Below are 25,153 nucleotides of genomic sequence, written 5' to 3' on the forward strand. Positions count from 1 at the left end.
TGTCCCTCTCATTTGCGCCGGGCCTTCTGATCGAAGGCGCCGAGCACCGCGAGCGTCATGGCGGTGACGCCGGTTTCGATGGTCGGTTTCGGCACCGGCGCGAACAGCGGCGAATGATTGGACGGTATCGGTGGCCCGCCGTTGCGTGCTGCGTCGATACGTTCCTGGTCATAGACGCCGATGTTGAACATCATCGATGGCACGCCTGCGCCGGCGAATTCGGAGAAATCCTCGCTTGCGGTCGTCGGCGGCGAAAGCTTGAACTTATCGCCGAATGCCGCCTTCAGCACGTCGGCGGTAGCCGCGACCACATCCGGATCGTTCATGACGGGCTTGGTGCCCTCGACGATCCTGATGTCGGGAGCGGGAGCGTCCGACATCGCCGCGGCCGCCTTTGCCGTCCGTTCGATCCCGGCATGTAGTTTGGCGCGAACCTCGGGCTTGTAGGAGCGAATGGTGCCGGAGAGCCGCACCGAGTCGGGGATGATATTTGGAGCGGTGCCACCGTGAATGGCGCCGATGCTCACGACACCGAATTCGGCCGGGTCCTTTTCGCGGCTGATCACGCTTTGCACTTCGACAATGAAGCGCGCCGCTATCCCCACGGGGTCGACGGTCGTGTGCGGCGCCGAGCCGTGACCGCCGCGGCCGTGGAATGTTATATCGAGGCCGTCGGCGGCGGACGAGCCGACTCCGGTACGATAGAAGCCCGTGCCATGAGGGAACGGACCGGCATGCAGGGCAAACGCGATGTCGGGCTTGGGAAAGCGCGAGAACAGGCCATCGCCAATCATGGCGCGCGCGCCGGCCACGATTTCTTCCGCCGGCTGGGCGGTGAACATCAGCGTGCCGCGCCACTGCTCCTTCAGGCCAAGCAGCGTCTTCGCCGTTCCGACCCAGCTCGCCATGTGGATGTCGTGGCCGCAGCTATGGGCGACGAACACCTCCCGCCCCATCCAATTGGTCTTGGCGCGGCTCGCATAGTCGAGGCCGGTCTTCTCCTCCATCGGCAGGGCGTCGAGCTCGGTGCGCACCATGATGGTGGGGCCCTCGCCATTCCGGTACATGGCGACCAGTCCGGTCTTGCCGACATTTTCGGTGACGTCGAAACCGAGTGCGCGCATTTCCGCAGCAAGCCTGGCGGCGGTCTTCACTTCCTGAAACGCAAGCTCAGGATGGGCGTGGATTTCCTTGTAGAGCGCGTCGAGCTTTGGATAATCGCTTGCAAGCGAAGTCTCGATCGCCTTCTTGAGACTGGTAACATCGAGCTCTGCGTAGGCAGGCAGCAGGCTGGCCGCAAACAGTGCGGCGGACGCCGCGAGGGATCTGACAAATCGACTCATGGGCATGGCCCCTGATTGCGTTGCAGGCGTCTAGGTGGGTTAGCCGAAGGCGTAACCCACCTATCCGCAAAGTAAAGATGGTGGGTTACGGCTTCGCCTAACCCACCCTACGACCTACGCCGGCAGCCGGTGCATCGCGCAGATCTTGTTGCCGTCGAGATCGCGCAAATAAGCGAGATAGAGTTTGCCTGCGCTGCCTTCGCGGATGCCCGGCGGATTTTCGCAGGTCGTTCCGCCATTGGCGATGCCGGCCGCGTGCCATGCGTCGGCCTGTTCGGCCGAGTCGGCCGCAAAGCCGATGGTGCCGCCATTGGCGGGCGTCGCGGGCTGGCCGTTGATCGGCTTGGTCACCGAGAATATCCCGGTCTTGGTGATGTAGAAAATGCGGTGGCCGTCGACCCGTGCCGGCCGCACACCGAGGGTGCCGAGCAATGCGTCATAGAACGCCTTGGCCTTGTCGAGGTCGTTGGTGCCGATCATCACATGCGAAAACATTTCTTCAATTTCCTCCCAGTTTTTCCGGACGAACATTTTCCGAACAAACGCAAATTGCTTGCCACTTCGCTTTCCCGGCCGCCTCATCACGCTGCCCGTTGCCGGGCAATGTAGACGGCGGCGCGGGCGTTCTACAAGCAGCCCCGTCCGGTAGCCGAAAAGCCACGCGATCCCACCGGATTACGGATCGTTAATCCGGCTGGCGCGTTGGTTCCTGTCGCCAAACGCGGCGCCTCGACGCACCCCGGCATCTTGAAGCGGTCTCGGGTGAGTTCCTACCTCTGGGATGCCAGCCCGGCGTATCCGCCGCGGGCGGCAAGGAGACGACAATGAGCTATTTTAAGACTGCCATTCTGTTGGCCGGTCTGACCGGCCTCTTCATGGGCGTCGGCTATCTGATCGGCGGCGCCACCGGTGCCACGATCGCGCTCGTGATCGCGGCTGCGACCAATCTTTTCGCCTACTGGAATTCGGACCGCATGGTGCTGTCGATGTACGGCGCCCATGAGGTCGACCAGCGCACGGCGCCTGACCTCTTCAATCTCGTGGCTGAACTCGCCGGCCGCGCCGGCCTGCCGATGCCGCGCGTGTTCCTGATGGACGAGCCGCAGCCCAACGCCTTCGCCACCGGCCGCAATCCGCAGAACGCGGCGGTCGCCGTGACCACGGGTCTGGTGCAGTCGGTCAGCCGCGAAGAACTCGCGGGCGTGATCGCGCACGAGCTCGCGCATATCAAAAATCACGATACGCTGCTGATGACCATCACCGCGACCATCGCCGGTGCGGTCTCGATGCTGGCGCAGTTCGGCATGTTCTTTGGCGGCAACCGCGACAACGGTCCCGGCATCATCGGATCGATTGCCATGATGATCCTGGCCCCGCTCGGCGCCATGCTGGTGCAGATGGCGATCAGCCGGACCCGCGAATACGCTGCCGACGATCTCGGCGCGCGCATTTGCGGCCAGCCGATGTGGCTTGCGTCCGCTCTGGCCAAGATCGCCAATGCCGCGCATGTGGTTCCGAATCCGGAAGCGGAGCGCAATCCGGCGACGGCGCACATGTTCATCATCAACCCGTTGTCGGGGCAGGGCATGGACAATCTCTTCACGACGCACCCCTCGACCGAGAACCGCATCGCCGCGTTGCAGCAGCTCGCGGCGGAGCTTGGCGCGCAGGGCGGCACGCTCTCCGCCAACGCGCGCGCCAACTATCCGGGCCGCGGCCCATGGGGCCGGACTTCTACCTCACGCGGCCCGTGGGGATAAAATGACCGCATAGGGTGGGCAAAGGCGCGCATGCGCCGTGCCCACCATCTCTCACCGATCGCGCTGCTTGATGGTGGGCACGCTTCGCTTTGCCCACCCTACGAACTGCGGCAACGCGACGCGACGGCAAAGCATGTCGCGAGAAGGCCGCTTCATATTCAGTTGTCATCCCCGCGAAGGCGGGGATCCAGTATTCCAGAGACAGCAGTGATTGAGCCGAGACGCCGCGGCGTACTGGATGCCCCGCCTTTGCGGGGCATGACAAGTCTTGGTAGGGCCGCGCATCTCGAACCACGAGGCCCATTACGTCACCACAGCCAATCTCAAAACGCCGTATACCCGCCATCGATCACAAAGCAATCCGCCGTATGATACGACGATGCCTTGCTCATGATGTACACCGCGATGCCGCCGAAATCGCTCGGCTCGCCGAAGCGGCGCACTGGAATGCGCGGCATCACGTTGGCGACGAATTTGTCGTTGGCCATCAACCCCGACGTCATGTCGCTCTTGATCCAGCCGGGCAGGATCGCGTTGGCGGTGACGCCGTAGCGCGCCAGCTCGACCGCGAGCGCGCGGCACAGCGCGTTCAGCGCCGCCTTGGTGCCGGCGTAGTGCTCGTTGCGCGCGGTGCCGAACAAGGACGCCAGGCTCGAGGTCGCAACCAGCCGGCCGAATTTGTCGCCGGCGTCCGCACGTTCGGTCATGTGGCGGGCGGCGGCCTGAAACACGTGGAAGACGCCGTCGAGATTGGTCGCGAACATTTTTCGCCATTCCTCCTCGGTGCGGTCGATAAAGGCGCGCCGTCCGCCGCCGCCGATACCGGCATTGGCAAAGCAGCCATCGACACGGCCGAACGTATCGAGCGTCGCCTTCATCGCGGCCTTGACGGAGGCGGGGTCGGAGACGTCGCAGATTTGCGTATGCACCTTGCCGGGTCCGGCCGACATGGTTGTCGCCGCGCTCTTGTTCTTGTCGCCATTGCGGCCCCAGATCGAGACGTTGCAGCCTTGCGCGTTCAGCGCCTGCGCAATGCCGAGGCCGATGCCGCCATTGCCGCCGGTGATGACGGCCGTGCGGCCGGTGAGGTCAAAGATGCTCATTGGATGTTTCCATTTTGTTTGGCAACAGAGTTGCGCCCTGCGGCGGGCAGATGGTCTGGCGCAAGCATGGACAACGCCGCCAGGAAAATCAAATATGGACCAAGACATCGTCCGGTCTTCCGCGCAGCGAAATAGCGCGTAAACACAAGTTAAGAGGAAACAATGCAGTTCAAGCACGTCACGCTCGATTTCGATGGCGCGGTCGCCGTTCTCAAGCTCGACCATCAGGAGGTCATGAACGCGGTCTCGATGGACATGCTGGGCGGGCTTGGCGAAGCGCTCGATGCGATCGAGGAGAAGCGAGAGGAGGTGCGCTGCCTCGTGCTGACCGGCGCTGGACGCGCCTTCTGTACCGGCGCCAATCTGCAGGGCCGCAACAACCAGAAGCCCGGCAAGAGCAATGCCGGGCAATCGCTGGAAATCGGTTTTCATCCGTTCCTGCGGCGGCTGCGCCGGCTGCATTGCCCGATCGTCACGGCCGTCAACGGTCCCGCCGCGGGCGCCGGCATGAGCTTTGCGCTGATGGGCGACATGATCCTCTGCGCCCGCTCGTCCTATTTCCTGCAGGCGTTCCGGCGCATCGGCCTAGTGCCGGACTGCGGCTCGACCTGGCTGTTGCCGCGCATGATCGGCAAGGCGCGCTCAGTCGAACTGTCGCTGATGGGCGAACGGTTGCCGGCTGAGAAGGCGTTGGAATGGGGCCTCGTCAACCGCGTCTATGACGATGCTGACTTGATGGAGGAGGCGATGAAGCTCGCGCATGAGCTCGCCAATGGCCCGACCATCGCGCTGTCGCTGATCCGAAAGCTCTACTGGGACAGCCCGGAGAATTCCTTCGAGGAGCAGCTCAACCTCGAATTCGAATCGCAACGCATCGCCGGCGCGGCTGATGATTTCAAGGAAGGCGTCAGCGCCTTCCTTGAAAAGCGTCCCGCCAAGTTCAGGGGCAAATGATCGAGGAGCAACTCGGGCGCTGCGTCGCCTCCTGGTATCCGGGAGCGACCGGCGTGACTGGGGCCGCCAAGCTCTCCGGCGGCGCCAGCCAGGAGACCTGGACGTTCGATATCGTGCATCCGAGCGGCAATGTTGGCGCCATCCTGCGCCGCGCGCCGCTGGGCTATGGCGCGTCGCCGGGGCGGGCCGCCGGCCTGGATGCCGAGGCGACGCTGATGCAATTGGCACATGACGCCGGCCTGCCTTCGCCGCGCGTGATGCATGTGCTGAAGCCGGAGGACGAACTCGGCCGCGGCTTCATCATGCAACGCATCGAGGGCGAGACCATCGCGCGCAAGATCCTGCGAGATGAGCAATTCGCCAAGGCGCGGCCGATCCTGGCGCGGCAGTTGGGCCGCGTGATCGCCGGCATTCACGGCTTAGCCCCAGCGAAACTGCCGAAATTGCGCGAGATGAGCGCGACGAAGGAGATCGCCGACCTCGAGCGGGAATACCGCAGCTTCAACTGGCCGCGGCCGGTGTTCGAGCTGGCGCTACGCTGGCTGCGTGAGCGCGATCCCGGACCGTCGCAGGAGGTGACGCTGGTGCATGGCGATTTTCGCCACGGCAACCTGATCATCGGCGCCGATGGCGTCCGTGCGGTGCTGGACTGGGAGCTCGCGCATGTCGGCGATCCGATGGAAGACTTGGGGTGGATCTGCGTCAACTCCTGGCGCTTCGGCGAGATCGACAAGCCGGTCGGAGGTTTCGGGACGCGGGAGGAATTGTTCGCCGGATACGAGGGAGCCGGCCGCAAGGTCGATCCTGATCGTGTGATGTTCTGGGAAGTGATGGGCACGCTGCGCTGGGGCATTATGTGCTGCGGCATGATGCAGCGTTTCCGGCAAGGCCCCGACCATTCGATGGAACGCGCCATGATCGGGCGGCGCTCGTCGGAGACTGAGATCGACTTGCTGCGGTTGCTGGCACCGAGAGGAGGGTGAGATGCAAGACGAACCGACACCTACCGAACTGGTCAAGGCCGTCGCGGATTTCCTTCGCAACGAAATCGCACCTGAGATCAAGGGCCATAACGCCTTCAAGCTCCGCGTCGGCATCAACGCGCTCGACCTGGTGACGCGGCAATTGTCGCTGGAGCAGGGCAGCGACGCAGCGGAGACCGCGCGGCTGAAGCAGTTGCTCGGCATGGATGGTGCGTTGATCGAGTTGAATCGCGCGCTGTGCGAGAAGATCGCCAGAGGCGAAGTCGATCTGCAAACGCCGGGGCTAGCAGAACATCTCTGGCAGACGACGATGGATAAGCTCGCCGTCGATCAGCCGAATTACGCGTCCTACAAGAGGGAGCTGGGGAAACCGTAGGATGGGTAGAGCGAAGCGAAACCCATCATGCATCAACGGCCGAACGATGGGTTTCGCTGCGCTCTACCCATCCTACGAGGCTGAGCGGAATCTCTGTGGCGTTCCCCGGACGCAGCGCAGCGCCATAAGCGCGTTTACGCGCGTCTTCGACACGCTATGGCGGTGCGCTGCAGAGCCGGGGTCCATTCGCGGCGACGTGGGTCCCGGCTCTGCGGAGCGGCGCTACGCGCCGCACCGCGTCCGGGACACGAGGATGTCACCGCCCCAGCCATTTCGGCGGACGCTTCTCCGCAAACGCCTTCGGTCCCTCGATGTAATCCTGCGAGGCCGCCATCGCCTTCACGGCCGGGTATTCGCGCTGCTCGGCGATCGCGTGTTCCAGCGACACTTCGAGGCCGCGCTGGATCGCCTGCTTGGAGGCGCGGATCGACATCGGCGAGTTCTTGCAGATCGTCTCCGCCCAGCGCTCCGCCGCGGCGAGCGCTTCGCCGGCCGGAACCACCTCGTTGACGAAGCCGAGCTCAAGTCCCTCCTTGGCCGAGACGTGGCGCGCGGTGAGGATCATGCCCATGGCGCGCTTCAGCCCGATCTGCCGCGGCAGCCGGTGCACGCCGCCGGCAAGCGCGGCAAGGCCGACGCGCGGCTCGGGCAGGGCGAAGGTCGCATTCTCCGAGGCAATGATGAGATCGCAGGCCAGCGCGATCTCGAAGCCGCCGCCCATCGCGACGCCGTTGACGGCGGCGATGATCGGTTTGTCGCAGTCAAAGCGCGAGGTGAGGCCGGCGAAGCCGCCCTTGTCCCAGCCGCGTTTTCCGCCGGCCGCCTGCCATTTCAAATCGTTGCCGGCGCAGAACGCCTTGTCGCCGGCGCCGGTGACGATCGCCACCCATTGCGCAGGGTCCGCGGAAAAATCGTCGAACACCTTGTTGAGCTCGAAATGCGCGTCGATATGCAACGCATTGTACACTTCCGGCCGTGACAGCGTGATGATCGTGATCGGCCCCTTGCGTGTCACCTTGGAGAATTTCAGGTCCATGTTTGCTCCCGTTTGGATTTTCTGCGGCGAAGAATATTGGCCGCGATCATAGCGCCGGCCAGCCGTCCGAAACCATCCAATTACGCAAGGCCCCCGCGCGTGCCAAGGCCTGCTCCGTTGCTTGACTTGGGCGTGGTCTTCCAACCTAAATCGATCCGAGCAGGAGCGCCGCGTAGCGCCTAAACGCAAAAGCAATAAACGACATTTCCGGGAGAGACCGCCTTGGATTTCAACCTGCCTGCCGACCTCACGGCCTATCTCGACGAACTCGATCGCTTCATCGCGCGCGAGATCAAGCCGCTGGAGGATGCCGACGACAACATCCGCTTCTTCGATCATCGCCGCGAATGGGCGCGTACCGATTTCGAAAACGGCGGCCTGCCTCGGCATGAATGGGAAGCGCTGCTGCGCAAGGCCAAGAACCTCGCCGACGCCGCCGGCCATTTGCGGTTCGCGATCCCGAAGCGCTATGGCGGCAAGGACGGGTCCAACCTCTGGATGGCCGTCATCCGCGAGCACTTCGCCGCAAAGGGCCTTGGCCTGCACAATGATCTGCAGAACGAGCATTCGATCGTCGGCAATCTGCCGCTCGTGACCATGCTCGACCGCTACGGCACCGACGAGCAGAAGGCGATGATCGAAGGCTCGATATCAGGAAAATACCGCATCACCTTCGGCCTCACCGAGCCTGATCACGGTTCCGACGCGACGCATATGGAAACCAGGGCGGTGCAGGCGACGCGTGACAACGTCAAGGGCTGGATCATCAACGGCCAGAAAATGTGGACCACCGGCATGCATGTCGCGACCCATTGTGCGCTGTTTGCCCGAACATCAGGCAATGACGGCGACGCGCGCGGCATCACCTGCTTCCTGGTGCCGGCCAAGAGCGAGGGCGTGAAGGTCGAGGAATATATGTGGACCTTCAACATGCCGACGGACCATCCGCGCGTCAGCTTCACCGATGTATTCGTGCCCGAAGACGCATTGTTCGGCGAGATCGGCCGCGGACTATCGCTGGCGCAATGTTTTGTGCACGAGAACCGGATCCGGCAGGCGGCGAGCTCGCTGGGCGCGGCTGTCTACTGCATCAACGAAAGCGTCAAATATGCGCGCGAGCGCAAACCGTTCGGCAAGGCGCTGGCCGAGAACCAGGCGATACAGTGGCCGCTGGTGGAGCTGGCAACGCAGGCCGAAATGCTCAGGTTGTTGATCCGCAAGACCGCGTGGGAGATGGACCAGCTCACACAGGCGCAAGTCGAGCACACCCTGTCCGATCGCGTCTCGATGTGCAACTACTGGGCAAACCGCCTGTGCTGCGAGGCCGCCGACCGCGCCATGCAGGTGCATGGCGGCATGGGCTATTCGCGCCACAAGCCGTTCGAACACATCTACCGCCACCACCGCCGCTACCGCATTACCGAAGGCAGCGAGGAAATCCAGAAGCGGAAGGTGGCGGGATTCCTGTTCGGCTACATGGGCGCGGGGAAGCACTGAGGAGCAAGGCCAAGGAGAAGATCATGGAAGGTGGATGTACATGCCGGCATGTCCGCTACCGCCTGAACGGCAGGCCTATGATCGTGCATGCCTGCCATTGCACCTGGTGCCAGCGCGAGACCGGCACCGTGCATGCGCTCAATGCGATGTACGAGGCTGAGAGAGTCGAGCATATCGGCGCCGAGCCCGAGATCATCGATACGCCGTCGGCGAGTGGCAAGGGTCAGCGCATCGCCCGCTGCCCGATCTGCAAGGTCGCCGTCTGGAGCAACTATCCGGGCTCCGGGCCCGCGGTGCGTTTTGTCCGCGTCGGTACCATGGATGATCCGTCCCAGTGCCCGCCGGACGTTCACATCTTCACGTCGACCAAGCAGCCCTGGGTGACGCTGCCACCGGGCGCAAAGGCGTTTGCCGAGTTCTACGATCCCGCAGAGGTCTGGTCGGATGAAGCCAAGGAACGCCGGCGGGCGTTGCGTGAGCGGGCAGGGAAGTAGGGTGGGCAAAGGCGCACTTGCGCCGTGCCCACCATCTATCCAGGTCATGACAACGAATGGTGGGCACGCTGCGCTTTGCCCACCCTACGAGAGCGAGGTCAATTCACCTGCCGGTCCTTGCCCGTCCAATACGGCTCACGCAGATTCCGCCGCAGGATCTTCCCCGACGGATTGCGCGGCAGTGCCTCGATGAAGTCGACCGATTTCGGCGTCTTGAATCCGGCGATGCGCTCGCGCGTAAAATTGATGATGTCGGTGGCGGTCGCCTGCTTGCCCGGCCTCATCACCACGATCGCCTTCACCGCTTCGCCCCATTTGTCGTCGGGGATGCCGATCACGGCGGCTTCGGCGACATCAGGATGATCACAGATCGCGCTCTCGACTTCGGCCGGGTAGATGTTCTCGCCGCCGGAGATGATCATGTCCTTGATGCGGTCGTGGATATAGAGATAGCCGTCCTCGTCCATGTAGCCGGCGTCGCCGGTGCGCAGCCAGCCGTCGCTGCCGAGCGTCCTGGCGGTGGCCTCCGGCAGGTTCCAGTAGCCGACCATGTTGGAGCCCGAACGAGTCGCGATCTCGCCGACCTGGCGAGGCGGCAGGCGGTTGCCGTCGGGATCGAGGATCGCAAGCTCGATGCCGGTCAGCGCCTTGCCGGCGGAGCGCATGCGCTCCAGCCCCTCGACATGATCCTCGGGCGGAAGGGCGACGATGGTGCCTGTCGTCTCGGTCATCCCATACAATTGCACGAAGCCGCACTTGAACACCTCGATGCACTCCTTCAGCAATGCCGCCGGAATCGGCGAGGCGCCGTAGAGCATGTATTTCAGGCGCGAAAAATCCACCTGCCGCGCGCGGGGCTGCCGCACCACGAACTGCATCGCCGCCGGCACCATGAACAGCTTGGTAATGCCGGACAGCTCGAAGAAATCCAGCACCCTGGTCGGATCGAACTCGCGTGCGATCACGCCCTTAGCGCCGTGATAAAGCCCCATCACGCCCCAGCCGGAGCCGCCGATGTGGAAGACCGGCATCGCCACCAGCGAGACGTCGTCGCTCGTCCATTTGTTCCATTCCGGCTTCTCGGCCTCGCTGCCGGCGTGCACCAGATTAAGGAAGTTGGCGTGCGACAGCATCGCGCCCTTGGGCTTGCCCGTGGTGCCCGAGGTATAGAGCTGGATCGCGATATCCTTCGGGCTGATCGCCACCTTCGGATCGTCGCCGCTGGCCGCATCGCGCCAGGCCGCGAAATCCTGCCATTCCGGCGCACCGCCCTCGGTGGTGATCACATGGTGCACGTCGGGCAGTTGCGCCTTGATGTTGCGAACCTGCGTGATGAACTCGGGCCCCACGAACAGCACCGGCGCCTTGCAGTCTCCGACGATGAAGGCGATCTCGGGACCGGCGAGGCGCCAGTTCACCGGCGCCATCACCACCTTGGCCTTCATCGCGCCCATCAGCAGCTCGAAATAGATGTCACTGTTCTTGCCGAGATAGGCGATCCGCTCGCCCGGCTTGACGCCGAGCGCGATCAGCGCGTTCGCAACGCGGTTGGTGTTGATATCGAAGTCGGCAAAGCTGGTCTGGCGTCCCTCGAATTCATAGGCGATCGCGTTGCCGCGCGTTCTGGCGCGGTCGCGCACCATGTCGACGAGATCAGTCAATTGCTGCGAAGCGGACATGTCTCTCCCGTATCGTCTTGTTATCGTTGCGCGGAGTTTGGCGGTATCGCGCGACAAAGACAATACGGTGGCAATTGGCGTTCCCCGGATGCTGCGCAGCGCGCTAGCGGTGCGCTGCTGTTCCGGGGTCCATCCGCCGAGCGAGCACTGGGTCCCGGCTCAGCGGCGCAGCGTTGCACGCTGCACCGCGTCCGGGACACGAGATCAGCCTCGCGCGGCGCGGTCCTTCTCGTTCTGCGCCTTGATCGAGTCGCGTGCCTTGTTCCAGTCGTCGTCGCTCCAGTCGCGCAACTGATAGAAATTGCCGCCCATCGCGAGCGCCTGCGCGCCGTCCATGGCGATGGTCTCGCCGTTGATCCAGTCGCAACCGCCGGAGATCAGGAAGACCGCGAGGTTCTGCAATTCCTCCATGGTGCCGACGCGGCCCATCGGGTTCTGCGCCCGCGTGCGCGCGCCGGCCTCGTCGCCCGGTTTGATGCGCTTGCTCATGCCCTCGGTCGGGATTTCGCCGGGCGCAATGGTGTTGAGGCGGATGCCGTACTTGCCCCATTCGACCGCGAGCGACATCGTCATGGCGTGGATCGCCGACTTGCTCATCGCCGAGGGCACCACATAGGGCGAGCCGTTGCGCACCCAGGTCACCGTGATCGACACCACGTTGCCGCGTTGCTTGGCGGCGATCCAGCGCCGACCGACCGCGTGCGTCACGTAAAACGTGCCGTGCATCACGATATTGGCGACCGCGTCAAAGCCGCGCGGCGAGAGCTCTTCCGAGCGCGAGATAAAATTACCGGCGGCATTGTTGATGAGATCGGTGAGGGGGCCCGAGGCCCAGATCTGTTCGATCATCTCGTCGACAGCCATGGCGTTGCGGATGTCGACGCCGTGGCTGACCACGCGCCCACCATGCAGATCCATCAATTCGGTTGCGGTCTCGTCGCAGACGATCTTGCGGCGGCCGCAGATGTGGACCTCGGCTCCCAGTTGGAGAAACCGCGCGGCCATGGATTTGCCGAGGCCGGTGCCGCCTCCGGTCACGAGAATGCGTCGCCCGGCGAGAAGCTGATCGTTGAACATCGTTTCCACCCAAGGGGATTGTCTGTTAATTGGTCGATTGACTAAAACCGGACAACACCGTTCTGTAAAGCAGCAACTGAGGAGATTTTTCATGGAGCAGCGCGTCTCGATCTCGATTTCGGACGGCATTGCCGATGTCCGGCTGGTGCGGGCTGACAAGATGAATGCGCTCGATGCCGCGATGTTTGAGGCACTGGTGGCCGCGACCGAGCGGCTGGCCCATGAAAAGGGGCTCCGGGTGGTAGTATTGTCCGGGGAAGGGCGGGCGTTTTGCGCCGGTCTCGATATGGGGCGCTTTCAGGCCATGAAGGAAAGCGGCGGTAACGGGATCGCCGGCGGCGAGAAACGCGACCTCACTGCACGCACCCATGGCATCGCGAACTTTCCGCAAGCTGCGGTCTGGGGCTGGCGCCAGCTTCCGGTGCCGGTCATCGCCGCGATCCAGGGCGTGGCGTTCGGCGGCGGCTTCCAGCTCGCGCTCGGCGCCGACATGCGATTCCTCACGCCGGACGCGCGGATGTCGATCATGGAAATCAAATGGGGCCTGGTGCCCGACATGGCCGGCACGCCCATTCTCGCCAGTCTCGTTCGCGACGATATTTTGCGCGAACTCACCTATACCGGCCGCATCTTCTCTGCGCAGGAAGCCATGAGTTATGGCCTCGCGACGCGCATCTGCGACGATCCGCGCGCGGCGGCTTTCGAGATCGCACGCGAGATCGCCGGCAAAAGTCCCGACGCGATCCGTGCTGCCAAGCGTATGCTGAACAAACTCTCCGTCGATCCGGCCCCGGCGCTGCTGGCCGAATCCGCCGAGCAGCAGAAGCTGCTCGGCAGCCCCAACCAGACCGAAGCCGTGCGCGCCAATATGGAAAAGCGCGCGCCGCGGTTTGTGGATGTGGGATGATCTCTCCGTCATTCCGGGGCGATGCGAAGCATCGAACTATGGTGCGCAATTGCGCACCTGAGAATCTCGAGATTCCGGGTCTGGTCCTTCGGACCATCCCGGAATGACGGTGCGACCTCCAAACCCGGCACCAGATCGGAAAGAGACAATGTCAGCCTCCCAACCCTTTCTCGGCATTATCAGCGGCGAGCGCCGGCGCGACCACGGCGAGGTCGCCGAACGGACTGAGCGCATCGCCAGCGGGCTGCAAAAGCTCGGCGTCAAGCAGGGCGACAGCGTTGCCATGCTGATGCGCAACGACATCGCCTTCATCGAGGCGGCTTATGCGGCAATGCGGCTCGGCGCCTATGGCGTGCCGGTCAACTGGCACTTCAAGCCGGAAGAGATCAATTATGTGCTGACGGATTCCGGCACATCCGTGCTGATCGCGCATGCCGACATGCTGCATCAGTTACGCGAGGCGATCCCGCAAGGCGTCACTGCGCTCAGTGTCCTGACCCCACCGGAGATTCTCAGCCATTACAAGATCAATCCGGATCATCTGGCGACGCCCGACTTCGCGATCGATTTCGAATCCTGGCTGAACCAACACCAGCGCTATGACGGGCCGGCGGTGCCGCAGCCGCAGAACATGATCTACACCTCCGGCACGACAGGCCATCCCAAGGGCGTGCGCCGCTTTGCGCCGACACCGGAGCAAAGTGCCAACGCCGAGCGCATGCGCGCGCTGATCTACGGCCTCAAGCCGGGGGCCCGCGCATTGCTTCCGGGGCCGCTGTATCATTCCGCGCCGAATTCGTTCGGCCTGCGCGCCGGCCGCCTCGGCGGCGCACTGGTAATCATGCCGCGCTTCGACGCGGAAGAATTTTTGCGAGTGATCGCGACCGAGAGGATCGACACCATCTTCATGGTGCCGACCATGTTCATCCGGCTGATGAAGCTGCCGGAGGAAGTGCGCAAGAAATACGACATGTCGTCGCTGCGCCATATCATCCATGCAGCCGCGCCATGCCCGGCCGACGTCAAGCGCGCCATGATCGAATGGTGGGGGCCGATCATCTACGAATTCTACGGATCGACCGAGTCCGGTGCGGTTACGTTTGCGACTTCCGAGGACGCGCTGAAGAAGCCAGGCACCGTCGGCAAGATCGCGCCGGGTGCCGAGCTGCGTTTCATCGGCGACGACGGCAGGGAACTGCCGCAGGGCGAGATCGGCGAAATCTATTCGCGCATATCAGGCAATCCCGATTTCACCTACCATAACAAGCCGGAAAAGCGCACCGAGATCGATCGCGACGGTTTCATCACCTCGGGCGATGTCGGCTATATCGACGTGGACGGCTATGTCTTCATCTGCGACCGCAAGCGCGACATGGTGATTTCAGGCGGCGTCAATATCTATCCGGCCGAGATCGAGGCTGCGCTGCATGCGATTCCCGGCGTGCATGATTGCGCGGTGTTTGGCATTCCCGACGCCGAATTCGGCGAGGCGCTGATGGCCGTGGTGGAGCCGCAGCCGGCGGTGACGCTCGACCTGGCTTCCATCCGCAGCCAGCTCAAGGTCGCGCTGGCCGACTACAAGGTGCCAAAACACATCGAAATCCAGTCCGACCTGCCGCGGGAAGATTCCGGCAAGATCTTCAAGCGCCGCCTGCGCGACCCCTATTGGGAGCGGGCAGGGCGGAGGATTTAGCTGGCGCTGCCGTGCCGCGGATGCTGAGCTGCGCGCTCGGGATCGCGTTTCGCACGACTCCGGCGGTACGCTGCTGATCCGGGACCCACGCCTGAGCATACCTGGCATCGGGTCCCGGCTCTGCGGAGCAGCGCGCGCTCCGCCGTGTCCGGGATACCACGGTGTGCACCGCCTCCATCTTTATCTTGCACTGCGGCAAAAAAATTGCACACTCGGAAGAGCCGGGCAGTTTGAGGTAGCCAGCCAATGTCTTCCCAGACCATGCCTTCCGAAATCGAAATCCGGTTCAACCGGAGCGATGAAGCGCTGGCGTTGGAGGAGGATGCCCGGCTGCGGACCGATATCCGCCTACTTGGGCGCATTCTCGGCGACACCGTGCGCGACCAGGAAGGCGGCGATGTGTTCGACCTGGTGGAGCGGATCCGCCAGACCTCGATCCGGTTCCACCGCGACGAGGACAAGCTGGCGCGGCGCGAACTCGAGACCATCCTCGACAGCATGTCGATCAGCGATACCGTGCGGATCGTCCGCGCCTTCAGCTATTTTTCGCATCTCGCCAACATCGCCGAGGACCAGAACAACATCCGCCAAATGCGTGGCCGCGGTCCCGGCGGGCCGCGACCGAGCGCGCTGACTCAGACGCTCGCTCACGCAAAGACCGCCGGGATCAGCGCGGCCGAGTTGCGCTGCTTCTTTAAAGGCGCCCACGTCAGCCCGGTCCTGACGGCGCATCCGACCGAAGTCCGCCGCAAGAGCACGATCGACCGCGAGATGGAGATCGCCGCGCTGCTCGACCGGCGCGAACGCGTCCAGCTTACGCAGGAGGAGGCCGAGGCCTGTGACGAGCAGTTGCGCCGCGCCGTACTGACGCTGTGGCAGACCAACCTGCTGCGCCGGACCAAGCTGACCGTGCTCGACGAAGTCGCCAACGGCCTGTCATTCTACGATTACACCTTCCTGCACGAGGTGCCGCGGCTGCATTGCGCGCTGGAGGACCGGCTGAACCGGGAGGAGGGCGGCGCGCCCGGCGAGCTGGCGTCGTTCCTGACCGTGGGAAGCTGGATCGGCGGCGACCGCGACGGCAACCCCTTTGTCACTGCCGACGTCATGCGCGGCACGCTGCGCCTGCAGTCGAGCCGGGTGATGAACTTCTATCTGGAAGAGTTGCATGTCCTCGGCTCCGAATTGTCGCTGGCCGCGCACCTTGCCGACGTCTCCGACGAGTTGCGCGCGCTCGCCGAGCGGTCGCCCGATACGTCGCCGCACAGGAGCGGTGAACCGTATCGGCTGGCAGTGTCGGGCATCTATGCAAGGCTGACCGCGACCGCTGCAAAGCTCGAGGTCGAGACGACGCGTCGTCCGGTCGGCGAGGCCGCGCCTTATGCGAGCGTGAAGGAATTCAAAGCCGATCTCGACGTTCTGGATCGTTCTTTGATTGCGAACAATTCGGGCGTGATCGCGCGCGGTCGGTTGCGCTTGCTCCGTCGTGCCGTGGATTGCTTCGGCTTTCATCTCGCCCGGCTCGACATCAGGCAGAATTCCGCGGTGCACGAGCGCACGGTCGCGGAACTGTTCGATGCCGCCATCCCCGGCATGTCCTATCTGGCGCTGAATGAGGAGGCCCGTGTCCATCTGCTACTGCGCGAGCTGCGCAGTGCAAGGCCGCTGAGCTCGGTGTTCGTCAAGTACAGCGAAGAAACACGCGGCGAACTCGCCATGTTCCGTGCCGCCGCCGAAGCCCATGCGCGCTTCGGCCCCGACGTGATCCGCCAATGCATCATCTCCATGTGCAAGGGCATGTCGGACATGCTGGAGGTGGCGGTGCTGTTGAAGGAGGTCGGCCTCGTCAATCCTTCCGGTCGCAGCGCGATCAACATCGTGCCGCTGTTCGAAACCATCGAGGATCTGCAGGCCTCATCCGGCATCATGGACCGGATGCTGGCGCTGCACGATTACCGCCGGCTGGTCGACAGCCGCGCCGGCATCCAGGAAGTGATGCTCGGCTATTCCGACAGCAATAAGGACGGCGGCTTCGTCACTTCGGGCTGGGAGCTGTATAAAGCTGAAATCGAACTGGTCGACGTGTTCGAGCGTCACGGCGTGCGCTTGCGACTGTTCCACGGCCGTGGCGGATCGGTTGGCCGCGGCGGCGGGCCGAGCTATGACGCCATCATCGCGCAGCCCGGCGGCGCGGTGAACGGACAGATCCGCATCACCGAGCAGGGAGAAATCATCTCCAGCAAATATTCCAATCCGGAAGTCGGCCGCAGCAATCTGGAAATCTTGGCCGCAGCCACGCTGGAGGCGAGCCTGCTGCATCCCCGGCAGAGCGCGCCGCGGAAAGAGTATCTGACGGCAATGGAGCAATTGTCGGCGCTGGCATTCAAGGCCTATCGCGGGCTGGTCTATGAGACCGAAGGCTTTGCCGATTATTTCTGGGGCTCCACCGTCATCACCGAAATCTCGACGCTCAACATCGGCAGCCGCCCGGCGTCGCGCAAGAAGACCCGCGAAATCGAGGACCTCCGCGCCATCCCCTGGGTGTTCAGTTGGGCGCAGTGCCGGCTGATGCTGCCGGGCTGGTACGGCTTCGGCTCCGCGGTCGAGACCTGGATCGCGGAGCACCCGGAGCAGGGCATGCCGTTCCTGCAGGAACTCTACCGCGAATGGCCGTTCTTCCGCACGCTGCTGTCGAACATGGACATGGTGCTGGCCAAGAGCTCGATTGCGATCGCCTCGCGCTATGCCGAGTTGGTGCCGGACGTGGCCTTGCGCGAAAGCATCTTCGGACGCATCCGGCGCGAGTGGCATGCCTCGATCGAGACCCTGCTCGACATCATGGGCCACGAGCGCCTCTTGCAGGGCAACCCGCTGCTGGAACGCTCAATCCGCAACCGCTTCCCCTACCTCGATCCGCTCAACCACGTGCAGGTCGAGCTACTGAAGGAGCATCGCTCGCATAGTCCGGACGAGCAGGTGCTGCGCGGGATTCAGCTTACCATCAACGGCATTTCGGCGGGGTTGCGGAATAGTGGGTGAGATAAGGGCGAATAGCGAATGGCGAGTAGCGAATGGATTTCCTATTCGCCATTCGCCACTCACTATTCGCTAATCTCACGGCTTCATCGCGCCCTGCGCACTCGTATAGACCGCATAGAGCGATGACGAGCCGCAGATGTAGAGTCTGTTGCGCTGCTGACCGCCGAAGCACAGATTGGCGACGGTTTCGGGAATGTGAATCTTGCCGAGCAGATCGCCGTCAGCCGTATAGCAGCGCACGCCGTCCTCGTTCGGATCGCCCCAGCCCACGGAGCACCACAGACGCCCGGCGGTGTCGCAGCGCAGCCCGTCGGTAATGCTGGGCTTGGGCATGTCCGCAAAGACTTTGCTGTTCGAAAGTTTGCCAGCCGCGAGGTCCACGTCGAACACGCGAATATGCGACGGGTTGTCCGGCCCGTCGGTGAAACCGGTGTCGCAGACATAAAGTTTCTTCTCGTCGGGCGAGAAGCAAAGGCCGTTGGGCTCCACGAAGTCATCGACGACCATCTTGATGTCGCCGGATTTCGGATCCACCCGGTAGACATTTTTCTTTTCCTGCTCGGGCTCGGCCTTGATGCCCTCGTAATAGCCGCCGATTCCGTAGACCGGATCGCAGAACCAGATCGAACCGTCGGCGGCGACGACCGCGTCGTTCGGCGAGTTCAATCTCTTGCCGTTGTACTTGTCGGCGATGATGGTGATCGAGCCGTCGAGTTCGGTCCGGGTGACCCGCCGGCCGGAATGTTCACACGTGATCAGGCGTCCTTCGCGATCGATGGTATTGCCGTTGGAGTTCATCGACGGCTGGCGGTACACGCTGAGGTGTCCGTCATCTTCCGAAAAGCGCATGATGCGGTTGTTGGGAATGTCGGAGAACAGCACGTAGCGGCCGGCTGCGAAGTAGACCGGGCCTTCTGCCCAGCGGAATCCGGTTGCGACGCGCTCCACCGCCATCGTGCCGGCGAACGCCGGGAAGCCGGTCGGTCCGAACGAAACCTTCGGCTTTTTCATCGACTCCAGGCGCGAGTCCGGATAGCGGGCGCCGGGAAGCGGGCCGAGCGGCAGAGGCGGCGTTGCCGTGGTTGGCGCGCCGGTCTGGCCAAGCGGCGCCACCGAGGCGGCAGAGGCCGTCTTCATCGTCACGGCGGAGGCGGCAAGCGCTGCCGCGCCCGTCAATATCTTGCGACGGTCAAAACCGCCGCCTTGTTGTTGGGAATCGGAAAAGGTCAGCGAGGTTGTCATGATTTCCTCCCACGTTTTTGTTGGAAGGAAAACATCGGCTCGCATTCCGGCATAAAGCGGGCGGGCTGTGGTGAAACAACCCGCGATGGCGGGCTGCTTGGTAGGGTGGGCAAAGCGAAGCGTGCCCACCATTCAAGCTGACGATCTCGGAAGGATGGTGGGCACGGCGCAAAAGTGCGCCTTTGCCCACCCTACATTTCTGTCAGATCGGATCCCAGGTGAAGATGTCTGCGGAGCGGTCGAGCTTGTAGAACGATCCCGCAAGCGCCGGCATGCCGTGCTCGGCGATGGTCTGCGGCGTCCAGCCTTCGTCGCGGTGCACCGAGCGCAGCGGACGATTCTGGCTGAACAGGAAAATCTCGTTCATCCGCACGCCGAAGATCTGTCCGGTGACGTCCTTGGCGGCGTCGCTGAGCAGATAGGCGCAGAGCGGCGCGATCTTCTCCGGACCCATCTGCTGAATTTTCGCCACGCGCGCCTTCTCGGCCTCGGTCTCGGTGGGGATGGTGCCGATCATGCGGGTCCAGGCGAACGGCGAGACGCAGTTCGAGCGCACGTTGAAGCGGCCCATGTCGAGCGCGATCGACTTCGACAGGCCGACGATGCCGAGCTTGGCGGCGGCGTAGTTGGCCTGGCCGAAATTGCCAATCAGGCCCGAGGTCGAGGTGAAGTGCACGAAGGAGCCGCTCTCCTGTTCGCGGTACAGCCGTGCCGCGGCGTGGCTGACATAGAACGAGCCCATCAGGTGCACCTTGATGACGGCCTCGAACGCTTCGACACTCATCTTATGGAAGATCATGTCGCGCAGAATGCCGGCATTGTTGACGACGCCGTCGAGCCGGCCGAAATGATCGGTCGCCGTCTTCACGATCTTGCTCGCGGGGATAGCTTCCGCCACCGACTCGAAATTGGCGACCGCGGTGCCGCCGCGCTTCTTGATCTCCTCGACCACTTCCTCGGCGGGCGCAGCGCTCGAGCCGGCGCCGTCGGCGGCGACACCGGGATCGTTGACGACGACCTTTGCGCCTTCCGCGGCGCAGAGCAGCGCGATCTCGCGGCCGATGCCGCGGCCGGCGCCGGTAACGATGATGACTTTGTCTTGCAGTGATTTTGTCATTAGGAGTCTCCTGTTTGCTTCGTCATTCCGGGATGGTGCGAAGCACCAGACCCGGAATCTCGAGATTCCGGGTTCGCGCGTTGCGCACCCCGGAATGACGAAGGTGGTTAGCGTTCGTTCGTAAAGATGATCGTGCCAGATGCCGCAAACATGCCGCCGACGCCGTGGCAGACCGAAATCTTCGCGTCCTTGACCTGCGCCGGCGCGATGCCGCGCATTTGCCGCACGCTTTCCTGCAGTGCGTACATGCCGTACATGCCGGAATGCATGTAGCTCAATCCGCCGCCATTGGTGTTGAGCGGCAGCTTGCCGCCGGGGCGGGTGTTGCCGTCGGCGATGAACTTGCCGGTCTCTTCATGCGGCATGAAGCCGAGATCGCCGAGGCCATAGAGCGGCAGATGCGCGAAGGCATCGTAGATCATCAGATGATCGACGTCCTTGTGGCTGATGCCGGCCTCCTTGAAGGCGGTGGGGCCTGCGATTTTGAAGGCGCGCGAGGAGTTGAACGTCTCCATCTGGCTGACCATCGGCGTTTCCACGCTCTCGCCGGTGCCGAGGATATAGACCGGCTTTCTCGGAAAGTCCTTGGCGCGGTCGGCCGAGGTCAGGATCAGCGCGCCGCCGCCGTCGGTAACGAGGCAGCACTGCAGCAGGCGGAACGGGTAGGCGATCATCCGCGAGTTCAGGACGTCCTCGACCGTGATCGGGTCCTTCATCATCGCGCGCGGATTCTTTGCGCCCCATTCGCGCTGCACGACAGCGACCATGGCGATCTGCTCATGGGTGATGCCGTAGGTCTTCATGTAGCGCAGCACCGGAATCGGGAACATGCTGGGCGGGCCGTAGACGCCGAACGGCGCCTCGAACTGGCCCTGCAGGCTGTCGGCGGGGATCGAGCGCGGCAATTTGCCGATCATCGATTTTCCGCTTTCGGCGTGGGTGATCAGCACGGTCTTGCACAGGCCGGCCTCGATCGCGGCGGCGGCATGGCGGACATGTAGCATGAACGAACAGCCGCCGACGGACGTGCCGTCCACCCAGGTCGGCGTGATGCCGAGGTAGTGGGCGATCTGCTGCGGGGTTTCCACGGCGGTCGCGATACCATCGATGTCGGACAGCTTGAGCCCGGCATCGGCGATAGCATTGAGTGCCGCATCCGCGTGGAGCTGGATCTGCGACATGTTCGGGATGACGCCGAGTTCCGTGGTCTCAGCAGCGCCGACGACGGCAACTTGATTCCTGCGCATGGTGCTTAAGCCTTCGCCGGACGGAACATGGGAAGGGTGATCTTGTCGTCGAGCTTTTCGAACGCGACCTCGAGCTTCATGTCGAGCTCCAGCGCCTCCGGCGTCTGCGGGCAATCGATGATGTTGCTCATCATGCGCGGACCTTCGTCGAGTTCGACGACGGCGATGGCGTAAGGCGGGGTGAAGCCGGGCGCCGCAGGACGGTGGTTGATGACATAGCTGTAGAGCTTGCCCTTGCCGCTGGCCTTGAAGACGGAAACCTTGCGCGAGGCGCAGGACGGGCAGAACGGGCGCGGCGGAAAATAGACATTGGCGCAGGCGTCGCAGCGCTGCAGGCGCAGTTCGCCGGCCTGCGTACCGTCCCAGAAATGCTGGGTCTCCGGGGTTGGCTTTGGTTTGGCGCGCGCGGGCTCGGCCATGTGGGTAGTTTCTCCTTGGGGAAGTCGGGCGTTGCCCGCTTGTTGCGGTCTTGATGCGACATTTGTCTATTGCCCGTCAACGGCCCGAGCGGCGACGGAGATGCATGGCCGCATTCCCGCGCCCGAGAGCGCTTGTATGCCAGCGTGTCTCGGGCAATAGTCCGCGCCACGGCAAATCGCCGATGCAGCTTTCGACATCGAGCTCGCATCGGACCACGAGTGACGCCACAGGAAATGAACAAGAGAGCCATGCCTGACCATCCGACGCTTGCCAGTCTTGCTGCCGATCTCGACTCCGGACGAACCATCGCGCGCAAACTGGTCGAGGAATGCCTCGCCAGGATTGCCGATTCCGCAGGCGAGGGCGCACGGACTTTTATCCACGTCGACAAGGACGCGGCGATCGCCGCAGCCGATGCGATGGATCATCTGCGCAAAGCGCGCGCCGCGCCATCGCCCTATGCCGGCATTCCCGTCTCGATCAAGGATCTCTACGACATCAAGGGGCAGGTGACCCGCGCCGGGTCTCGCGCGCTGGAAGATTCCCCGCCTGCGGACGCCGATGCGCCCGTGGTGGCGCGGCTGCGCAGGGCCGGCTTCATCGTGATCGGCCGCACCAACATGACCGAGTTCGCCTATTCCGGCATCGGCATCAATCCGCACTACGGCACGCCGAAGAGCGTCTGGAATCGCAGTGTCGGCCATGTGCCGGGCGGCTCGTCCTCGGGCGCGGCCGTCTCGATCGCCGACCGCATGGCGCATGGCGCGCTCGGCACCGATACCGGCGGCTCCTGCCGGATTCCGGCGGCCTATAACGGCATCGTCGGGTACAAGCCGACGCAGGCGCGCGTGCCGCTCGACGGCGGCGTGCCGCTGTCGTCCTCGCTCGACAGTTTTGGGCCGCTGGCGCGTAGCGTAGCTTGCTGTGCGGTGCTGGATGCTGTGCTCGCGGACGAAGCCGTGCAGCCGTTGCAGCCGCGCACCGTCAAGGGCATGCGGCTCGCGGTGCCGACCACGATCGCGCTCGATGACCTCGATGAGGAGGTCGCCAAAACCTTCGAGCGTGCGCTGGCGACGCTGTCGCGCCACGGCGCGTTGATCGAGCGCATCGAGGTGCCGGAATTTCACGACGTCGGCGTCATGAACAGCAAGGGCGGTTTTGCCGCCGCCGAAAGCTACGCCTGGCACCGTTACCTGCTCACCGGCAAAGGCGACGTCTACGACCCTCGCGTCCGCGTCCGTATCCTTCGCGGCGAAGGCATCAGCGCGGCGGACTATATCGACATCCTCAAGGCGCGCCGCTCGTTCATTGCACGAACCGAACAGCGCATCGCGCCCTATGACGCGCTGGTGCTGCCGACCACCGCGAATACGCCGCCCAGGATCGCCGACCTCGCCGACGATCAGGCCTTCACCACGCAGAATTTGCGCGCCTTGCGCAATTGCACCCTGATCAACATGCTCGACGGCTGCGCGATCTCGCTGCCCGCGCATCGCGAAGGCGAGGTGCCGGTCGGACTGATGCTCGCAGCCGCCGGCGGATCGGATCGCCGCATCTTCGAACTTGCCGCCGGAATGGAGGATGTCATCCGTGTTTGATCTGACCTTCAACGTCGACGACAAGGGCATGCTGACGCCGCTGACGCTCGCGATCGACCAGGCCGTCATCGCCGGCTGGACCGGGCGCGATCCGGTCGCGCGCGACAAGCATATCGCCGAACTCGAAGCGCTCGGCATTGCGCGCCCCGCGACGACGCCGATTTATTATCGCTGTTCAGCGCGGCGGATTACCCAGGACGATCGTATCGAGGTAACGGGCGGCGATTCCAGCGGGGAGGTCGAGTTCGTGCTGATCGGCTGGCAGGGCCGCATCTTTGTCGGCTGTGGCTCCGACCACACCGATCGCAAGGTGGAAAGCTACAGCGTCACCGTCTCAAAACAGATGTGCGACAAGCCGGTGGCCTCGGTGCTGTGGGAACTGGAGGAAGTCATCGGTCACTGGGACCGGCTGATCCTGCGCTCCTGGGCCATCATCGGCGGCGCGCGGGTGCTCTATCAGGAGGGCACGCTGGACGCCATGCTGCCGGTGAACGACCTGATCGAGCGCGGCTTTGGCGGCAAAGGCCTGCCCGACGGCTGCGCCATGTTCGGCGGCACGTTTGCCGCCAAGGGCGGCATCCGGCCCGCTGATCGCTTCGAGTTCGAACTGGAGGATCCCGTGATGAAGCGGAAGATCAGCCACGGCTATGACGTGATCGCGCTGCCGGTGCTGGGCTGACGCCGGGCCCCAACCGCCGTCATTGCGAGGAGCGAAGCGACGAAGCAATCCATCTATCCCCGAGCTGAGGCGTGGATTGCTTCGCTGCGCTCGCAATGACGGGGATGGAACTCGTCAGAAATCGGGTGGTTTTGTCGTGGCCTGATTGCGAGACTGTCGGCATGAAAGCAACCGCAAGAAACATCCACCATCCTGCCCCCGACATCGCCGCCCGCGTCGATGCCATCGACTGGACGCAGGCAACCGCCGATCTCGACGCGCAGGGCTGCGCCGTCCTGAAGGGATTGTTGTCGCCGGACGAATGCGCTGCGCTGGCCGCGCTTTATCCCGATGACAAGAACTTCCGCAGCCGTATCGTTATGGGGAGCCACGGCTTCGGTCGCGGCGAGTACAAGTATTTCGCCTATCCGCTGCCCGAGCTGATCGCGCAGTTACGGCCGGCGCTTTATGCGCGGCTGTGCGGCATCGCCAATCGCTGGAACGAAACGATGGGGATCGACATCCGCTATCCCGACAAGCATGCAGCGTTCCTGAAGCGCTGCCACGACGCCGGGCAGACGCGGCCGACGCCGCTGCTGCTGCAATATGGCGAAGGCGACTACAATTGCCTGCATCAGGACCTCTATGGTGAGCACGTGTTCCCGCTACAGGTCGCGATCCTGCTGTCGGAACCGGGGCGGGATTTCGACGGCGGAGAGTTCGTGCTGACCGAGCAGCGGCCGCGGATGCAGTCGCGGCCCGAGGTGGTGCCGCTGAGGCAGGGCGATGCGGTCGCGTTTGCTGTGCATCACCGGCCGGTGCAGGGGACGCGTGGGCCCTATCGCGTTAATCTGCGCCACGGCGTCAGCCGGATACGCTCCGGCCATCGCCATACCGTCGGCGTGATTTTTCACGATGCCAAGTGAGTGC

General features: G+C 63.7%; 22 protein-coding genes. 12 read left to right on the plus strand and 10 right to left on the minus strand.

Annotated elements, in window-relative coordinates; genetic code table 11:
* Positions 1-8: 8 nt before the first annotated feature.
* Both V1277_RS24155 and V1277_RS24160 read right to left on the minus strand, forming a co-directional pair.
* Positions 9-1,343: an amidohydrolase gene (locus tag V1277_RS24155; protein WP_334418441.1), complete on the minus strand. Its 1,335-nt coding sequence runs from the start codon at positions 1,341-1,343 to the stop codon at positions 9-11.
* 114 nt (positions 1,344-1,457) lie between these two features.
* A complete protein-coding gene (locus tag V1277_RS24160; RefSeq protein WP_334418442.1) occupies positions 1,458-1,838 on the minus strand; it encodes a VOC family protein in 381 nt (126 codons plus the stop codon).
* Between the two features lie 329 nt (positions 1,839-2,167).
* Here V1277_RS24160 and htpX point away from each other — a divergent pair, with 329 nt between their 5' ends.
* Positions 2,168-3,103 (plus strand): zinc metalloprotease HtpX, encoded by a 936-nt coding sequence (htpX, locus tag V1277_RS24165; RefSeq protein WP_334418443.1) that lies wholly within the window; start codon positions 2,168-2,170, stop codon positions 3,101-3,103.
* Between the two features lie 323 nt (positions 3,104-3,426).
* Here the strand turns inward: htpX and V1277_RS24170 are convergent, their stop codons facing one another.
* Positions 3,427-4,206, minus strand: coding sequence for an SDR family NAD(P)-dependent oxidoreductase (locus V1277_RS24170; RefSeq protein WP_334376575.1), 780 nt, complete (start codon positions 4,204-4,206; stop codon positions 3,427-3,429).
* 162 nt (positions 4,207-4,368) lie between these two features.
* On the opposite strand from V1277_RS24170, the gene V1277_RS24175 reads away from it, so the two are divergent.
* The 3 genes from V1277_RS24175 to V1277_RS24185 are packed head-to-tail and all read left to right on the plus strand — an operon-like array spanning position 4,369 to position 6,519.
* Positions 4,369-5,160 (plus strand): enoyl-CoA hydratase/isomerase, encoded by a 792-nt coding sequence (locus V1277_RS24175; protein WP_334418444.1) that lies wholly within the window; start codon positions 4,369-4,371, stop codon positions 5,158-5,160.
* Positions 5,157-6,143, plus strand: coding sequence for a phosphotransferase family protein (locus tag V1277_RS24180; protein ID WP_334418445.1), 987 nt, complete (start codon positions 5,157-5,159; stop codon positions 6,141-6,143). The genes V1277_RS24175 and V1277_RS24180 overlap by 4 nt, the downstream gene beginning before the upstream one ends.
* Before the next feature lies 1 nt (position 6,144).
* Complete coding sequence (locus V1277_RS24185; RefSeq protein WP_334418446.1) at positions 6,145-6,519, plus strand: DUF6285 domain-containing protein; 375 nt, start codon at positions 6,145-6,147, stop codon at positions 6,517-6,519.
* 256 nt (positions 6,520-6,775) lie between these two features.
* Here V1277_RS24185 and V1277_RS24190 read toward each other — a convergent pair whose 3' ends face one another.
* Positions 6,776-7,555, minus strand: a complete 780-nt coding sequence (locus V1277_RS24190) for an enoyl-CoA hydratase-related protein (protein ID WP_334418447.1) — start codon at positions 7,553-7,555, stop codon at positions 6,776-6,778.
* Positions 7,556-7,777: 222 nt separating this feature from the next.
* On the opposite strand from V1277_RS24190, the gene V1277_RS24195 reads away from it, so the two are divergent.
* Together V1277_RS24195 and V1277_RS24200 are read left to right on the plus strand one after the other, a co-directional pair.
* Positions 7,778-9,052 carry an acyl-CoA dehydrogenase family protein gene (locus V1277_RS24195; RefSeq protein WP_334418448.1) on the plus strand — a complete coding sequence of 425 codons (1,275 nt, stop codon included), beginning with the start codon at positions 7,778-7,780 and terminating at the stop codon, positions 9,050-9,052.
* 23 nt (positions 9,053-9,075) lie between these two features.
* Positions 9,076-9,546 carry a GFA family protein gene (locus V1277_RS24200; RefSeq protein ID WP_334418449.1) on the plus strand — a complete coding sequence of 157 codons (471 nt, stop codon included), beginning with the start codon at positions 9,076-9,078 and terminating at the stop codon, positions 9,544-9,546.
* Positions 9,547-9,644: 98 nt separating this feature from the next.
* On the opposite strand, the gene V1277_RS24205 is transcribed toward V1277_RS24200, so the two are convergent.
* Both V1277_RS24205 and V1277_RS24210 read right to left on the minus strand, forming a co-directional pair.
* Positions 9,645-11,225, minus strand: a complete 1,581-nt coding sequence (locus V1277_RS24205) for a fatty acid--CoA ligase (protein ID WP_334418450.1) — start codon at positions 11,223-11,225, stop codon at positions 9,645-9,647.
* A 204-nt stretch (positions 11,226-11,429) separates the two neighbouring features.
* On the minus strand, positions 11,430-12,302 hold the full coding sequence (locus tag V1277_RS24210; protein ID WP_334376566.1) for an SDR family oxidoreductase: 873 nt from the start codon (positions 12,300-12,302) through the stop codon (positions 11,430-11,432).
* Positions 12,303-12,393: 91 nt separating this feature from the next.
* On the opposite strand from V1277_RS24210, the gene V1277_RS24215 reads away from it, so the two are divergent.
* The 3 genes from V1277_RS24215 (at position 12,394) to ppc (ending at position 17,941) form a co-directional block, all read left to right on the plus strand.
* Positions 12,394-13,209 (plus strand): crotonase/enoyl-CoA hydratase family protein, encoded by an 816-nt coding sequence (locus V1277_RS24215; protein WP_334420441.1) that lies wholly within the window; start codon positions 12,394-12,396, stop codon positions 13,207-13,209.
* A gap of 148 nt (positions 13,210-13,357) precedes the next feature.
* A complete protein-coding gene (locus tag V1277_RS24220) occupies positions 13,358-14,902 on the plus strand; it encodes an acyl-CoA synthetase (protein WP_334418451.1) in 1,545 nt (514 codons plus the stop codon).
* 246 nt (positions 14,903-15,148) lie between these two features.
* Positions 15,149-17,941, plus strand: a complete 2,793-nt coding sequence (gene ppc, locus V1277_RS24225; protein ID WP_334418452.1) for a phosphoenolpyruvate carboxylase — start codon at positions 15,149-15,151, stop codon at positions 17,939-17,941.
* Positions 17,942-18,016: 75 nt separating this feature from the next.
* On the opposite strand, the gene V1277_RS24230 is transcribed toward ppc, so the two are convergent.
* The 4 genes from V1277_RS24230 to V1277_RS24245 all read right to left on the minus strand — a co-directional run bounded on the left by V1277_RS24230 (position 18,017) and on the right by V1277_RS24245 (position 21,966).
* Positions 18,017-18,952 (minus strand): SMP-30/gluconolactonase/LRE family protein, encoded by a 936-nt coding sequence (locus V1277_RS24230; RefSeq protein WP_442894596.1) that lies wholly within the window; start codon positions 18,950-18,952, stop codon positions 18,017-18,019.
* A gap of 433 nt (positions 18,953-19,385) precedes the next feature.
* Complete coding sequence (locus tag V1277_RS24235; protein ID WP_334418453.1) at positions 19,386-20,300, minus strand: SDR family oxidoreductase; 915 nt, start codon at positions 20,298-20,300, stop codon at positions 19,386-19,388.
* Positions 20,301-20,407: 107 nt separating this feature from the next.
* Entirely contained in the window at positions 20,408-21,547 is a 1,140-nt protein-coding gene (locus V1277_RS24240) for a thiolase C-terminal domain-containing protein (RefSeq protein WP_334418454.1), read from the minus strand.
* A 5-nt stretch (positions 21,548-21,552) separates the two neighbouring features.
* Positions 21,553-21,966, minus strand: a complete 414-nt coding sequence (locus tag V1277_RS24245; RefSeq protein ID WP_334376558.1) for a Zn-ribbon domain-containing OB-fold protein — start codon at positions 21,964-21,966, stop codon at positions 21,553-21,555.
* Positions 21,967-22,215: 249 nt separating this feature from the next.
* Here V1277_RS24245 and V1277_RS24250 point away from each other — a divergent pair, with 249 nt between their 5' ends.
* The 3 genes from V1277_RS24250 to V1277_RS24260 all read left to right on the plus strand — a co-directional run bounded on the left by V1277_RS24250 (position 22,216) and on the right by V1277_RS24260 (position 25,149).
* On the plus strand, positions 22,216-23,565 hold the full coding sequence (locus tag V1277_RS24250) for an amidase (RefSeq protein ID WP_334418455.1): 1,350 nt from the start codon (positions 22,216-22,218) through the stop codon (positions 23,563-23,565).
* The gene (locus tag V1277_RS24255; protein ID WP_334420442.1) at positions 23,558-24,244 is read left to right on the plus strand and encodes a DUF2848 domain-containing protein; all 687 of its coding nucleotides are present in this window, start codon (positions 23,558-23,560) and stop codon (positions 24,242-24,244) included. The genes V1277_RS24250 and V1277_RS24255 overlap by 8 nt, the downstream gene beginning before the upstream one ends.
* A gap of 161 nt (positions 24,245-24,405) precedes the next feature.
* Entirely contained in the window at positions 24,406-25,149 is a 744-nt protein-coding gene (locus V1277_RS24260) for a 2OG-Fe(II) oxygenase (protein ID WP_334418456.1), read from the plus strand.
* The last annotated feature ends 4 nt before the right edge of the window (positions 25,150-25,153 follow it).

The organism is Bradyrhizobium sp. AZCC 1588 (assembly GCF_036924735.1).
Classification (GTDB): Bacteria; Pseudomonadota; Alphaproteobacteria; order Rhizobiales; family Xanthobacteraceae; genus Bradyrhizobium.